This window comes from Phyllobacterium sp., assembly GCF_037994425.1.
Lineage (GTDB): Bacteria > Pseudomonadota > Alphaproteobacteria > Rhizobiales > Rhizobiaceae > Phyllobacterium.
The window spans coordinates 24265-37910 of record NZ_JBBNAM010000084.1 but is presented as its reverse complement, the minus strand read 5'-3'; the positions used below and the strand labels follow the sequence as shown (position 1 = coordinate 37910).

General features: G+C 59.3%; 11 protein-coding genes and 2 pseudogenes. 6 read left to right on the top strand and 7 right to left on the bottom strand.

Features of this window, described 5'->3' with window-relative positions; all coding sequences use genetic code 11:
* Positions 1 to 407, bottom strand: a pseudogene (locus AAAB35_RS06430) (transposase); the annotation flags it as partial.
* A gap of 496 nt (positions 408 to 903) precedes the next feature.
* Here AAAB35_RS06430 and AAAB35_RS06425 point away from each other — a divergent pair.
* Positions 904 to 2970 (top strand): NADH:flavin oxidoreductase, encoded by a 2067-nt coding sequence (locus AAAB35_RS06425; protein ID WP_340667376.1) that lies wholly within the window; start codon positions 904 to 906, stop codon positions 2968 to 2970.
* A 52-nt stretch (positions 2971 to 3022) separates the two neighbouring features.
* Here the strand turns inward: AAAB35_RS06425 and AAAB35_RS06420 are convergent, their stop codons facing one another.
* Together AAAB35_RS06420 and AAAB35_RS06415 are read right to left on the bottom strand one after the other, a co-directional pair.
* Complete coding sequence (locus AAAB35_RS06420) at positions 3023 to 3343, bottom strand: glycine betaine ABC transporter substrate-binding protein (RefSeq protein ID WP_340667381.1); 321 nt, start codon at positions 3341 to 3343, stop codon at positions 3023 to 3025.
* Between the two features lie 34 nt (positions 3344 to 3377).
* A pseudogene (locus tag AAAB35_RS06415) lies at positions 3378 to 3926 on the bottom strand (glycine betaine ABC transporter substrate-binding protein); the annotation flags it as partial.
* A gap of 384 nt (positions 3927 to 4310) precedes the next feature.
* Between AAAB35_RS06415 and AAAB35_RS06410 the strand changes: the two are divergent.
* Entirely contained in the window at positions 4311 to 5735 is a 1425-nt protein-coding gene (locus AAAB35_RS06410) for an aldehyde dehydrogenase family protein (RefSeq protein WP_340667375.1), read from the top strand.
* A 28-nt stretch (positions 5736 to 5763) separates the two neighbouring features.
* Here the strand turns inward: AAAB35_RS06410 and AAAB35_RS06405 are convergent, their stop codons facing one another.
* From AAAB35_RS06405 to AAAB35_RS06390, 4 genes are read right to left on the bottom strand one after another with little or no spacing between them, the layout of a single operon-like run.
* Positions 5764 to 7350: a 5-guanidino-2-oxopentanoate decarboxylase gene (locus tag AAAB35_RS06405; RefSeq protein ID WP_340667374.1), complete on the bottom strand. Its 1587-nt coding sequence runs from the start codon at positions 7348 to 7350 to the stop codon at positions 5764 to 5766.
* The gene (locus tag AAAB35_RS06400; protein ID WP_340667380.1) at positions 7347 to 8534 is read right to left on the bottom strand and encodes a pyridoxal phosphate-dependent aminotransferase; all 1188 of its coding nucleotides are present in this window, start codon (positions 8532 to 8534) and stop codon (positions 7347 to 7349) included. The genes AAAB35_RS06405 and AAAB35_RS06400 overlap by 4 nt, the downstream gene beginning before the upstream one ends.
* Positions 8534 to 9190: a TetR family transcriptional regulator C-terminal domain-containing protein gene (locus AAAB35_RS06395; RefSeq protein WP_340667373.1), complete on the bottom strand. Its 657-nt coding sequence runs from the start codon at positions 9188 to 9190 to the stop codon at positions 8534 to 8536. The genes AAAB35_RS06400 and AAAB35_RS06395 overlap by 1 nt, the downstream gene beginning before the upstream one ends.
* Positions 9187 to 10059 carry an arginine deiminase family protein gene (locus tag AAAB35_RS06390; RefSeq protein ID WP_340667372.1) on the bottom strand — a complete coding sequence of 291 codons (873 nt, stop codon included), beginning with the start codon at positions 10057 to 10059 and terminating at the stop codon, positions 9187 to 9189. Before AAAB35_RS06390 ends, AAAB35_RS06395 begins: the two co-directional genes overlap by 4 nt.
* Positions 10060 to 10237: 178 nt before the next feature.
* Here AAAB35_RS06390 and AAAB35_RS06385 point away from each other — a divergent pair, with 178 nt between their 5' ends.
* The 4 genes from AAAB35_RS06385 to AAAB35_RS06370 all read left to right on the top strand — a co-directional run bounded on the left by AAAB35_RS06385 (position 10238) and on the right by AAAB35_RS06370 (position 13561).
* Positions 10238 to 11053 carry an ATP-binding cassette domain-containing protein gene (locus AAAB35_RS06385; protein ID WP_340667379.1) on the top strand — a complete coding sequence of 272 codons (816 nt, stop codon included), beginning with the start codon at positions 10238 to 10240 and terminating at the stop codon, positions 11051 to 11053.
* Between the two features lie 110 nt (positions 11054 to 11163).
* Positions 11164 to 11892 (top strand): transporter substrate-binding domain-containing protein, encoded by a 729-nt coding sequence (locus AAAB35_RS06380; RefSeq protein WP_340667378.1) that lies wholly within the window; start codon positions 11164 to 11166, stop codon positions 11890 to 11892.
* A 116-nt stretch (positions 11893 to 12008) separates the two neighbouring features.
* Positions 12009 to 12722, top strand: coding sequence for an ABC transporter permease (locus AAAB35_RS06375; protein WP_340667377.1), 714 nt, complete (start codon positions 12009 to 12011; stop codon positions 12720 to 12722).
* The gene (locus tag AAAB35_RS06370) at positions 12722 to 13561 is read left to right on the top strand and encodes an ABC transporter permease (protein WP_340667371.1); all 840 of its coding nucleotides are present in this window, start codon (positions 12722 to 12724) and stop codon (positions 13559 to 13561) included. The genes AAAB35_RS06375 and AAAB35_RS06370 overlap by 1 nt, the downstream gene beginning before the upstream one ends.
* Positions 13562 to 13646 lie beyond the last annotated feature (85 nt).

Below are 13646 nucleotides of genomic sequence, written 5' to 3'. Positions count from 1 at the left end.
AACATCCGCCACCGTCTTCATCGGGAACCGTCCTTCGGCAACGAGATCGGCCGCGATATCGGTTTTTTTGACTGGGCTTTGGCTAGGGCTTCGCGGAGAATCTCGTTCTCCAACGTCTTTCGCCCGAGTATGCGTTCAAGCTCGCGCACCCGATCTTCCAGCTTCTTGACTTCGGAGTTGCCGATCACCGGCTCATCGGAATCCACCGCCACTGCGCCTCCCTCGCTCAAGAGCCGACGCCAGCGATACAAAAGATTTGGCGCGACCCCATGCCGCCGAGCCGCAGAAGAAACCGTCTCCCCTGGGGCGTAGCTTTCTTCGATGATCTGTAGTTTGCGTTCGGTTGTCCAGCGCCGACGCCGAACATCGCCAACCATCAGTTCAATCTGTCGATACTCGTTAGACATAAGCTTATCCTCAAGCACATGCTTGAGCCTTCCTGCTTATGCTGAGTGTCCGGTCGAAAGTGGGGGCAGTTCATCACCAGCATATAACCCGATGCGCGAACCGCGCGCTTTCCGAAGCTGAGGAACAACTCGAGAATTTCTTGATCCAGAATGTCATCTTCGGTCATGCAACCCTCCACAAGACTACTTTGGTGGCGGGGCGATGGGTGGCGACAAAGAACAGCCTACGGCCAACGCTTAACGTCGACTTGGAAGTCATAGTATTTTCCTTAATTCAAAATATAAAAAGTATGCTCGATTCCTCTAGCCAATTCGCGCGTTCTGAACAACCCCGTCACGAGGGTGAGAACGGGACAATTGCGAAAGGGTCGATAGTGCTCGCTCGCTATCTGGATCGCTCGGGTCGATCAAACGCTGCATCAGATGACGGCTGCGCGTCAGAATAGGTCGCCGGGAAGAAACCGGTCTTGAAGCGTCGAAGCTAGGATACCCTTAAATGAAAAGGGACACTGGTTCATTGGCTTCACACGACGATCCGCTGCTGCAACCCTATCAGCTTAAGCATTTGCGGCTGAAAAACCGCATCATGTCCACCAGCCATGAGCCGGCCTATTCCGAAGACGGGATGCCGAAGGAGCGCTACCGGCTCTACCATGCCGAGAAGGCGAAGGGCGGGATCGCCCTGACGATGACAGCAGGCTCGGCCGTTGTTTCGCGCGAATCGCCGCCGGCCTTCGGTAATCTCCATGCCTATAACGACGAGATCGTGCCGTGGCTGCGCGAGCTTACGGACGAATGCCATGAATACGGCACGGCGGTCATGATTCAATTGACCCATCTCGGCCGCCGCACGAACTGGAACAAGGCGGACTGGCTGCCCGTCGTTTCGGCATCACCCGTACGCGAGCCGGCGCACCGGGCCTTTCCGAAGGAAGCGGAGGATTGGGATCTGGAGCGCATCGTTGCTGACTACGCTTCGGCGGCCCAGCGCATGCAGGCGGCCGGGCTCGATGGCATCGAGCTTGAAGCCTACGGCCATCTCATGGACAGTTTCTGGTCACCGGCGACCAATCATCGAGAGGACAATTATGCGGGGTCGCTCGACCACCGCCTGCGCTTCACCTGGGACGTGATCGATGCCATTCGCGACGCGGTCGGGCACGAATTCATCGTCGGGATTCGCATGGTTGCGGACGAGGACTGGGACAAGGGACTGTCGAAGGAGGAGGGTGTCGAGATCGCCCGGCGTATTGCCGGCTCTGGAAAATTCGACTTCATCAATGTCATTCGCGGCCACATCGAAACCGATGCGGCACTGAACGAGGTGATACCCATTCAGGGGATGCGCTCGTCTCCGCACCTCGATTTTGCCGGTGAGGTACGCCAACAAACGAAGTTTCCGACGTTCCATGCGGCGCGAATTGCCGATGTCGCCACTGCACGTCACGCCGTGGCCGAAGGCAAGCTAGACATGGTGGGCATGACGCGTGCTCACATTGCCGATCCGCACATCGTGCGCAAGATCATGGCGGGCGAGGAACACCGGATTCGGCCGTGTGTCGGCGCAACCTATTGCCTCGACCGCATCTACGAAGGCGGCGAGGCGCTTTGTGTCCACAACGCCGCGACCGGACGCGAAGCATCGATGCCGCATGTGATCTCCAAGGCACAATCCGCGCGCAATGTTGTCGTCGTGGGCGCCGGGCCTGCGGGCCTCGAGGCGGCGCGGGTGGCCGCTGAAGCAGGGCACAATGTTTCGGTGCTCGAAGCGTCAGGCGAGGCGGGCGGGCAGGTGCGCCTCGCGGCCAAGAACCCGCGCCGCAAGGAAATGATCGGCATCGTCGACTGGCGCCTTGACGAGTTGGAACGCCTCGGGGTTCCCGTGCGCTACAATGTCTGGGCGGAAGCGAGCGACGTCCTCTCGCTGAAGCCGGATGTAGTTGTCGTTGCCACAGGCGGCATGCCGCAAAACCCGCCCCTTGACGCCGGCGACGAACTCGTGACCTCGAGCTGGGATATACTTGCCGGCGCGGTAAAGCCCGGCGAGAATGTCCTTCTTTACGATGATAACGGTGGCCATCAGGGGATGAGTGCGGCGGAGGTAATCGCGCGTGCGGGCTCCCGGCTGGAATTGGTCAGCCCAGAGCGCTTCTTTGCGCCGGAAATGGGTGGAATGAACCATGTCCCCTATATGCGCGCGTTCCAGGAAAAGGGCGTTCGCGTGACCATCAACACACGCCTCGTCAGTGTTGCCCGCAACGGCAACCAGCTCATTGCAACCTTGGGGTCGGATTTCGCGGAAGGTTATCGGGAAGAACGTCTCGTCGACCAGGTTGTCGTCGAGCACGGGACGTTGCCGATCGATGATCTTTATCGCGAGTTGAAACCATTGTCCCGGAATGGCGGCGCGGTCGATTATGGGCGCCTCGTCAATGGTGGCGCGATCTTCCCGCAGCGCGTGCAGGAGGGCCGCTTCGATCTGGTACGGATCGGCGACGCTGTTCACGCCCGCAACATTCACGCTGCCATCTACGACGGCCTGCGCTACGCGATCCGGTTCTGAAACGAAGGGCACCGGTCGTGCCGCTGCCCCTGTTGTTTTGTCGGCTATCGAGCTACTTGACCGCGGCCTTGACCTTCTCCGCGACGTCGGCACTGACCCATTTGGTCCAGATATCCTCTTGGTTCTTGAGGAAGTATTTTGCACCGTCTTCGCCGGTTGCCTGATTGTCCGTCATCCAGGCGAGCAGGGCATTCACTGTCTTGTTGTCCCATGAACGAGCCTTCAGATAGTCCATTGCCGGACAGGCGCGCTCGCTGAACTTCTTGGTGACGACCGTATCGACCTCGGCGATCTCCCAGTCGATTCTTCGGGTCGGGGCAATCGGCGACAGTGTTGCAACGCTTCCACTCTGCCGCGTCGAACTTCGCACCATGGTCGAGTTTTACCATGGGATACTTGCCAAGGATGTCGGTCGGTTCCCAGTAGTAGCCGATCCAGCCTTCCTTGCGCTCATAGGCCTTTGCCAACGAGCCGTCGAGGCCGGCTCTGCCGATCCCGTATCGACAAGCGTAAAGCCTTTCTTCTCGGCATCATAGGCCTTGAAGAACTGTGCAGTTGCCACCGTGCCGCCCCAACCAGGAGGTCCATTGAATACGGCCCCCCTTGGACGAGTCTTCCGGAGCGGGGAACAGTTCTGGATGCTTCAGTGCGTCGTCAATGGTTTTGATATCGGGATGGGCGTCGGCGAGGTACTTCGGTATCCACCATCCCTGCACGCCGCCGTCGGACAGCGACTTCGAGGCGTAGGCCAGGCGCCCGTCGGCGACGGCCTTGTCCATGATATCGCGCATGAAGTCGACCCAGCCTTCAGGAGCGATATCCGGCTGGCCCTTTTCGGTCATGGATGTCAGCGTCGGAATGGTGTCGCCCTGCACCACCTCGGCGTTGCAGCCATAGCCGGCATTGAGGATGATCTTGTCGAGATTGGCGAGGACCTCCGCCGATTGCCAGTTCATGCTGGCAATGGTGACGTCGCCGCATTCCGCAGCGAAAGCGGTACCGCCTGCCGCGCCCAGCAGCGCAAACGTCATGACGCCGCTCATCAATAGTGCTTTCATTAAGGAACCCCTTTGGTCGATTTTGTGTGGATTTTGGTTTGGAAGGGCAGGATCAACCGCTTTCGTACCGAACGTCTTTGAGGCGTTCGGTACGGTAACTCTGGACTAAAATGCGGTCGAACCATGACCGAACGATAGTCGTGCAACTACGAGGCGAGAAGTTCGGATGCGGCATGAATTGTGTTCTCTGCGACACGTAATTATACAAACGTATAAAGTCCTTGCGTTCGTCCGATTGTTGGTCAGAATGATCTCACAGCCAAGTTTCTGGAGGAAATTTTCATGCTCGACAAACGCAACTTCTATATCAATGGCGAATGGGTAAAGCCGCTCGAGCCGAACGATCTGGAAGTGATCAACCCGGCAACCGAACAGCCGATCGCCGTGATCTCCATGGGAACGCCGGGCGATATCGATCGCGCGGTCGCGGCTGCCAAGAAAGCCTTTCAGACCTATAGCCAGACGTCGGTCGAGGAGCGGCTCTCGTTGCTCGAAAAGCTGCTCGCCATCTATAAGCGCCGTTATGACGAGGTGGCGCGGACGATAACGCTTGAACTTGGCGCGCCCATAACCATGAGCACGCAGCAGCAGGCCGATGTCGGCATCGGTCACCTGCAGGGCTTTATCGATGCGCTGAAGAACCTCCATATGCGCGAGGAACTCCCCAACGGCGATGTGCTCGTTCGCGAGCCAATCGGCGTCTGCGGTTTGATCACGCCATGGAACTGGCCGATCAACCAGATTGCGCTCAAGGTCATTCCGGCATTGGCTACGGGCAGCACCTGTGTTCTGAAGCCGAGCGAGTTCACGCCGCTCAATGCCATGCTCTATGCCGAGATGATCGACGAAGCGGGCTTTCCTGCCGGTACATTCAATCTGGTCAATGGCGACGGTGCGACAGTGGGTGCGGCACTATCCAGGCACAAGGACGTAGACATGATGTCCTTTACCGGATCGACGCGCGCAGGCATCGCCGTCAGCAAGGATGCGGCCGAGACGGTGAAGCGGGTGACGCTGGAACTCGGCGGCAAATCCCCGAACATCGTCTTCGAAGATGCGGATCTAGAAGACCGCGTCGCTGGCAGCGTCCTTGAGTGCTTCAACAATAGTGGTCAGTCCTGCGATGCACCGACACGCATGCTTGTGCAGCGGTCGGTCTACGAAAAGGCCGTCAAGATTGCCGAGGAAACCGGAAAGCAGGCGCGTGTCGGCAATCCCGAGGAAGAGGGCGATCATATCGGCCCGCTCGTCAGCCACATCCAGCATGGCCGCGTCCAGAACCTGATTGAAGCTGGGATTGCCGAGGGCGCACGCGTGCTCGTCGGTGGTGCGGGCAAGCCCGAAGGTTACGAGACCGGCTATTTCGTCCGGCCGACGATCTTTGCCGACGTCAACAACACCATGCGCATCGCACGCGAAGAGGTGTTCGGCCCGGTGCTGGCGCTCATACCATTCGATACGGAGGAGGAGGCAATCGCCATTGCCAATGACACACCCTATGGCCTTGCTGCCTATGTGCAGACAGGCGATGCCCGGCGTGCCGAGCGGGTCGCCTCCAAGCTGAAGGCCGGCATGGTTCATATCAATGGCGGGCCACATCGCTACGGCAGCCCGTTCGGCGGCTACAAGCAGTCAGGCAATGGCCGTGAAGGCGGAAGGTTCGGGCTCGAGGATTTCCTCGAGGTCAAGACGATCCACCGTCCGTGAGAAAAGGGGGCTGATGGCTTTGAAGCCATCAGCCAACCAATTTTTCCTCAATTTCAATAAGATATGGACGATTGCTCGCCTTACCACGCAGCAAAGCGGCGGGTAGTTGATCGATGTTCGCGAGACGTTCGGCGGCCACACCATAAGCTTCGGCGATCTTGATGTAATCCGGAGCTGAGGGACGAACGCCCACCGGGTCGATATTCACATCGACCATCGCCCGCTCGATCTCCTGATAGCCCTGATTGTTCCAGACGATAAAGATCATGGGGACCTTTTCATCGACGGCTGCGCCAATCTCACCGAGCACGAACTGAAAGCCGCCGTCACCAACGATACAGATCGTCGAAGTTTCGGGTTTGCCTAGCGCGGCGCCGATTGCCGCAGGCGGGCCAAAGCCCAAGGCACCGAAACCGGTGGCAGCATTGAACCAACCGCCGACCCGATCGTGATCGTAGTAAAGGTTGCCCGAGTAAATCGTCTGCGTCGAATCGCCGACGATAAGGGAATCGGGGAGCGTGTCACGCAAAGTGTTGAGGAAGCGCACCTGGCCCTGCGTGCGCGGGCCGACATCTGCCCAGGCCGCGTCGCGGGCGTTCTTCGCCCTTGCTTCGCCGCTTCGGCCATTTCTGCGATCCGGCAGGGCCGCAGCAAGCGTCTCGACGGTTTCCTTCGCCGATGCTTCGATAGGCATGAACGCAGGCCAGCGATCCAACTGTCCGGCATCGATGTCGATGCGAACGAAACGCTTCAGGTCCGGGAAGCCGCCGTCGGCATACATGTCATAGTCCGTCGGCCCCATCTCGGTGCCGATGGCTATCACGAGGTCGCTGTCGGCAAGGAGCTTGCGCACCGCCCTGAGGCTGGGGCTTGCCGGGATCAGTAGCGGATGCCTATGCATGATACCGCGCCCGTTCGTGGTTGCGACAACCGGCGCGTCGAGCTTTTCTGCAAGAACTTTCAAACCATCGGCCGCCGATTTGGCGCCCCCGCCGACGAGAATGACGGGCCGCTCCGCTGACAAGCAGTGGCGCGTCAGCTCGGCCATGGTCTCGGCCGATGCGTGCGGGACCGGGGCATCGGACGGTTCACGCTGAGCGCCTTCGAGCGGTAGAGCCATGACGTCGAGCGGAATTTCGATATGAACGGGACCTGGGCGACGCGACGCAAAGAGAGCGAAGGCGCGGGCAAGCACGATCGGCAGTTCGTCGGGCTTCTCGATCCGGTGCGAGAACATAGCAACGGTCTGGAGCATGGCGCGCTGGTTCGGCAGTTCGTGCAGGAACCCCATGCCTTTGCCAAGCGAGTCGCGCTGGTTCACGCCAGAGATGACAAGCATCGGAATGGAATCGGCGCGCGCCTGTCCCATGGCGGTGATGGTATTGGTAATGCCAGGTCCGGTGATGACGAATGCGACGCCCGGCTTGCCGGTCGCTCGTGCGTATCCATCTGCCATGAAACCCGCGCCCTGCTCGTGCCGCGGGGTTATGTGGCGTATCTTCGAGCCTGCGAGACCGCGATAGAGTTCGATCGTATGGACACCCGGTATACCGAAGACGGTATCGACGTCGTAGGATTCGAGCAAATGAACAAGAGCTTCACCAACCGTGGTCATGCGGATTTCCGTTGCTGGAGGCGGGATGCTAGGCGGACGATGCCGGCGCACGCTGCGTCGATCTTGTCATCGGCCACGCTGAGGCTGAGGCGCAGATAACCGGAAAGATTTTCGCCGAAGGATTCGCCCGGCATGACCGCGACGAGTTCTTGTTCGAGCAGTCGCATGGCAAAGTCATTGCCACTGAGGCCTGTAGCGCGAATATCGGCGAGGATGAACATGCCCGCCTGGGGTACTTTGCAGACAATGCCGGCAACACCATCGAGCCTGTTGGATATCGACTGCGCGCGGCGCAGATAGCTTTCGCGCATCGTTGCTGCCGCCGCCGAGGGTTGGCCCAAAGCATAGGCGGTCATGTCGGCGATGAACGGCTGCACACCGAACAGCATGGATTCGGAGAGCGGCAGCAGGCGACGGGTGAAGTCTTTCGGTCCGACGCACCAGCCGCTGCGGAAACCAGGCGCCGCGTGCGACTTTGAAATGGATGCAACCGCGACCGTGCGGTCCGCAAGTTCCGACCGATCGAGCGGCGAAGCGAATGTGCCGTCGAAGATCAACTGTTCATAGACTTCGTCAGAGACGATCCAGAGATTGTGCCTGCGGCAGACTTCACCGATGTCGGCCACTTCCTGCGCGCTCAGGACCGCCCCCGTGGGATTGTGCGGCGTGTTTAGAAGGAGAACCCTGGACCTCGGCGTTATGACCTTTTCAAGGTCGGCCGCCTGCATGCGGAAGCCTTTTTCCGGACGCAGAGGCACCGAGACACGGGTTGCTCCGGTCGCGCGCACGACGCCGTCATAGGTCGCATAGAGTGGGTCGCCCGTGATGATCTCGTCGCCTTCCTCCGCAAGGCCGAGCATCACAAGGGAGAGGGCGGTCTGTGTGCCCGGGAAGCACATGATGTTGTCGTAATCGATCTGGCGGCCGGTGCGCGCTGTATATTTTGCGGAGAGCGCGGCAAGGACAGCCGGTTCGCCGCGGCCATTGGAATAGCCGGTGCGTCCCGCGCGCATGGCGCGTTCCGCCACGTCGATCATATCAGTAGGGGTCGGTATGTCCGGCTCACCGATCGTGAGCTCGATGATGTCCTCACCGGCGTGCTTCATTTCGCGAGCGCGGATGTGCACGGCCCATTTGTCGGAGCCAAGCCCGGCCAGACGATCGGTAACAGACGCATAGCGCATCATGTGGCGCCTCCTTCAGCTTTAAGTGAAATTCCAAGTACGGCTTCGATAGAGGTTATGCCGGTCTCGGCCAACTCACCATCCGAGAATATATCGCCGGCCAAGCAGCCTTCGAGCCACAGCCCGTCGATGATTGCATTGATGGCGATGGCGTGGCGGCGTGTATGGCGCGGTTCTGCTGGTGCGCCCGCCGATCGGAGCGCATCGCGGATCAATATTTCGAGTTCGTCACGAAACCCGAGATAGCCGTCGCGGTGCGCTGCCGCCATTGCCGGATCAGCATGAACCAATGCGATGAAACCCGCCCAGAGCGAAAGATTATGAGGGTCCATGATCGGCTGGCCGAGATTGGCGGTCACGAAGGCATAGAGGCGGGCCCTGGGATCATCATTCGCGCTCTTGAGCGCGTCGCTGGCCTGAACGGTCATGCGTTGCATGACCGCGCGATAGGCGGCACCGATCAGTTCATCCTTCGTCGGAAAATAATAACGGATCAGCCCCGCGGTCACATCCGCGCGCTGTGCGATCTCGCGCACAGTAGCTCCGGCAAGACCGCGCTCCGCCACGCATGCGAGGGTGGCCGCGATGAGGTCCTCGCGGCGCTTGTCCTCACCTTCGCGGCGAAAGCTCTTGCGGGTGGCGATTTCAGCGTTCATTGGCGCCAGACGGGACGTGTGAGGCAGGTCGGCCCGCCTTCGCAGGCGATGCAAAGCGCGTCAGCCTCGAAGGTCGTTACCGTGCAGCCGGCTGCTTCCATGGCGGCCTTGGTGCCTTCAAAACCGGCGACAGCGATCACTTCGTAGGGTGCGGTTGGCAAGACGTTGAGGTTGAGGCCATTGCTGGCCGCGAATTCCTCCTCCGGAGCGGCAACGAGCCGGATGCCGCGTTCCTTCAGCAGCTGGTAGAACGCTGCCGGCAAGAGCGGCATGTGGACGAGGGCAAGGTCCTCGGCAAGCGGCGAGATGATCGACATGAGGTGCAGGCAAGCCTCTTCGCCATGCCAGAGCGGCAGGTCAAAGCCGAGCACAGTCACACCGAGTGGCTTCAGGATATCCGAGAGTTGTTCGATCCCTGCCTGGTTGGTGCGGACCCCGCGACCGACCGCAAGCGTCTTGCTGTTGACCCAGACGCAATCGCCGCCTTCCACGGTACCCGGGGCCTCGATGCGGCCAATGACCGGCACATCCATCTGGCGGTAGGTCTCGCGATGCAGTTCCGTCTCGTCGAGGCGCAACGTCTTGCCCATTCGCAGGATGACGGCGCCCTTGTCGGTCACCAGGGAAGGATCGTGGGTAAAAATCGAATCGGATAGCCCGTCATTGCCATCCCTGATCCAGGTGATTTCCGCACCTGAACCGGCAACGAGGCCAGCAAACACGCGATGCTGCTCCGATGCCTTGCGGGGATCAAACTGCGGCCCATAGTGCCAGACATCGCGCTCAGCGCCTGCCATGACACGATCCGGCATGCGCATGATGACGCGTTTCAAGGGGAGGGCCATAGACTGGGATCCGAATGCATTCATCTGCGCTGCTCTCAAAAAATTGTTTCTCGGAGTATTTATACGCTTGCATAAATAGAGCGCAAGTGGTGTGATGCAGCCAAAGCGGGCAATTTAGACCCGATCGAATAAGAGGCGGATCAAAGGCTGTCATGAAAAGACGTGCAAGCCAACCACGAGCAGGAATCCCGGAATGACGGCGATGGAAGCGGCAACCGTTTCGACGGATCCTCTTCAACGGGCAACAAGCGAACAGGCTGAAGCCATTCATGTCGAGAACCTGCACAAGCGCTTCGGCGCGCTCGAGGTTCTCAAGGGCGTGTCCCTCTCGGCGCGTGACGGAGATGTGGTCGCGATGATCGGGGGCAGCGGCTCGGGCAAGTCCACATTTCTGCGTTGCATCAACTTCCTCGAAAATCCCACCAGTGGCATCATTCGCATCAATGGCGAAGATGTGAAAATGATCAGCGACGGGCATGGCGGCCAGCATCCCGCCAACCGGCGCCAGATCGAGCGCATCCGCAGCCGCCTTGGCATGGTGTTCCAGAATTTTAATCTGTGGCAGCACATGACGTTGATTCAGAACGTTATCGAAGTCCCGGTTCATGTCCTCGGCATGAAGCGTGACGAAGCCATGGTAATCGGCGAGCAACTGCTTGAGCGCGTCGGGCTGTCGGCCAAACGCGACGTATACCCGGCATATCTGTCCGGCGGCCAGCAGCAGCGCGGAGCGATCGCCCGCGCTCTCGCTATCCAGCCGCGCGTAATGCTGTTCGACGAACCGACCTCGGCTCTCGATCCGGAGCTTGTGGGCGAGGTCCTGCGCGTGATCGGCGACCTCGCGAAGGAAGGCCGCACGATGTTGCTGGTCACACACGAGATGAAATTTGCCCGTGAAGTCGCCAGTCACGTCATCTATCTTCACAATGGCATCATCGAGGAAGAGGGGCCGCCGGAAGAGTTGTTTGGATCGCCAAAATCCGAACGGTTGAAACAGTTTATCCGGACTGTTTCATAAAACAAGCAAAGCAACAGGGAATAACCCTGGGGAACATTGAACGAATGGAGATGAGAATGAAGTCGTTTTTGAAAACAACGGTAGCCGCCGTTGTTCTGATCGTTGCCGGAATGGGCGTTGCAAGCGCCGACCAGGTGAAAGTCGGCATCGCCGCCGAGCCTTATCCGCCGTTTACATCGCCTGACGCATCCGGAAAATGGAACGGCTGGGAAGTCGACATCATCAATGCCCTGTGCGAGCAGGCAAAGCTTGACTGCGTGATCACCCCTGTCGCCTGGGACGGCATCATTCCGGCATTGACGACGAAGAAGATCGATATGATCGCAAGCTCGATGTCGATCACGGACGAGCGATTGAAGACCATCGATTTCTCCGACAAGTACTATAACACGCCGACCGTCATCATGGGCGCCAAGGGCGTCGACATGCAACCGACGCCAGAAGGCCTCAAGGGCAAGATCATCGGCGTTCAGGTTTCGACTGTGCACCAGGCCTACGCCAAGAAATATTTCGCCGGCACCGCCGCCGAGATCAAGGAATACCAGACGCAAGATGAGGCGAACCAGGATCTGGCCGCTGGCCGTATCGACGCGACGCAAGCGGACTCGCTTGCCCTTGAAACATTTGTCCAGACCGATGCTGGCAAGGCATGCTGCGAGATCAAGGGTAAGGTCGCCGATGATCTGGAAATCCTCGGGCCGGGCGTCGGTGTCGGTATTCGCAAGGGCGAGACCGAACTCAAGGACAAGATGAACGCTGCCATCAAGGCGATCCGCGCCGATGGCAAATATGACGAGATTTCCAAGAAGTATTTCAACTTCGACATCTACGGCGGCTAAGCTGTCTGGCCGGAGCGGGCTCGCCCGTTCCGGCCAATCTGTTCAAAAACCGTATCTGATACTGAATCGAGGACGGCTTGGCCGACGCATCGATTATTCCTGCCGCATTATCCAGCATGCTCGGACTCCTGGCGCCAAATCCACCGGGCTGGGGCGGCAATATGCTTCGCGGGCTGGTTCACTCCCTGCAGATCGCCCTTGGTTCATTCGGCATCGGCCTGATGATCGGAACCCTCGGCGCCTATGGCAAGCTCTACGGCGGTCCGATAGTACGCGACCTTGCAGCCATTTATACGACGCTTGTACGGGCGATACCCGAGCTGGTGCTGATCCTCCTCCTCTATTATGCCGGAACCGATCTCATCAATCGTCTGCTTGAGGGGTTCGGATTCCAGCGCGTCGATATAAGTGGGCTTGTCGCCGGCATCGTCGTTCTTGGCTTCGTCCAGGGCGCTTATGCGACTGAAGTGCTGCGCGGCGCAATCAAGTCCATTCCCCAAGGTGAAGTCGAGGCGGCGAGGGCGTACGGTATGTCGCCGACGCTGATGATGCGGCGCATTACGCTTCCTGCCATGCTGCCCCACGCCCTGCCGGGCCTTGCCAATCTCTGGCTCATTGCGACTAAGGATACGTCGCTTTTGGCGGTCGTCGGCTTCGCCGAACTGACGCTGGAAACACGTCAGGCCGCCGGCGCCACGAAGGCCTACTTTCTGTTCTACCTCGCGGCCGGCGCACTCTACCTGTTCATCACCCTCTTCTCGAATGCCATTATCGGGCGGGTCGAGATCTGGGCCCGGCGCGGTATGCCCTCCGTGAAGGAGGCGCACTGATGTCCGAGACGCCCATTGAAGTTCCGATCGAAACGTTTCCGATCCATAAGGAAAAGGATCAGAGCCGCAAGACCAGCCTGCTTCAGCCGCATCGCATCGTCTTGATGCTGATCGGCTTTGTGCTCTTGGCTTCCGCCATATCCTTTATGCGTTGGGACTGGTTGCAAAACTATGGCGACCTGATTGTGCAGGGGCTGTGGCGAACAATCTGGATACTGGTCGTCACGGTTATCCTTGGTTTCCTGCTTGCCGTGCCGCTTGGATTGGCCCAGGCATCCGGGCCGGCTATCCTCGCCATACCCGCCAAAATGTTCTGTACGGTCATTCGCGGTACGCCGCTGCTTTTACAGCTCTGGCTCCTCTATTACGGTCTCGGTTCGCTCTTCCCGCAGTTTCCGTGGATACGCGGATCGGAACTCTGGCCCTACCTGCGACAGGCTTGGCCCTATGCCGTGCTGGCGTTGACTTTGTCCTATGCAGGATACGAAGGCGAAGTGATGCGCGGCGCCTTTGCCAGCGTTCCCAAGGGACAACTGGAGGCCGCCCGTGCGTTCGGCATGCCGCGTTTCACGATCTTCAGGCGGATTTGGCTGCCGCAAGCAATCCATCGCGCTTTGCCGACACTGGCCGGTGAAGCTGTTCTGCAGCTGAAATCGACGCCCCTCGTAGCCACGATTACCGTGGTTGATCTTTACGCCGTCGCTTCCCGTGTTCGCCAGGATACGTTCCTGACCTACGAGCCGCTACTCCTGCTAGCCGCAGGATATCTGGTGATCACCGGCATCATCGTGGTTCTGTTCCGGCGCGTCGAAAGAATGATACCCTCGAAGCTTGGATGAAAAGCTCTGTTGTGGCGCAAATTGTGTGAGTTATGTCGCAGGTGTTTTATGCGTGTTCGCGAGCAGATGCGCATAGTGTGGGCAA

What these genes read in the sequence shown, in the direction of transcription:
- AAAB35_RS06420 (WP_340667381.1), bottom strand. Translation starts at nt 3,343, where the DNA reads ATGGTGCGAAGTTCGACGCGGCAGAGTGGAAGCGTTGCAACACTGTCG.
- AAAB35_RS06380 (WP_340667378.1), top strand. Translation starts at nt 11,164, where the DNA reads ATGGGCGTTGCAAGCGCCGACCAGGTGAAAGTCGGCATCGCCGCCGAG.
- AAAB35_RS06425 (WP_340667376.1), top strand. Translation starts at nt 904, where the DNA reads ATGAAAAGGGACACTGGTTCATTGGCTTCACACGACGATCCGCTGCTG.
- AAAB35_RS06395 (WP_340667373.1), bottom strand. Translation starts at nt 9,190, where the DNA reads ATGAACGCTGAAATCGCCACCCGCAAGAGCTTTCGCCGCGAAGGTGAG.
- AAAB35_RS06370 (WP_340667371.1), top strand. Translation starts at nt 12,722, where the DNA reads ATGTCCGAGACGCCCATTGAAGTTCCGATCGAAACGTTTCCGATCCAT.
- AAAB35_RS06385 (WP_340667379.1), top strand. Translation starts at nt 10,238, where the DNA reads ATGGAAGCGGCAACCGTTTCGACGGATCCTCTTCAACGGGCAACAAGC.
- AAAB35_RS06390 (WP_340667372.1), bottom strand. Translation starts at nt 10,059, where the DNA reads ATGAATGCATTCGGATCCCAGTCTATGGCCCTCCCCTTGAAACGCGTC.
- AAAB35_RS06410 (WP_340667375.1), top strand. Translation starts at nt 4,311, where the DNA reads ATGCTCGACAAACGCAACTTCTATATCAATGGCGAATGGGTAAAGCCG.
- AAAB35_RS06400 (WP_340667380.1), bottom strand. Translation starts at nt 8,534, where the DNA reads ATGCGCTATGCGTCTGTTACCGATCGTCTGGCCGGGCTTGGCTCCGAC.
- AAAB35_RS06405 (WP_340667374.1), bottom strand. Translation starts at nt 7,350, where the DNA reads ATGACCACGGTTGGTGAAGCTCTTGTTCATTTGCTCGAATCCTACGAC.
- AAAB35_RS06375 (WP_340667377.1), top strand. Translation starts at nt 12,009, where the DNA reads ATGCTCGGACTCCTGGCGCCAAATCCACCGGGCTGGGGCGGCAATATG.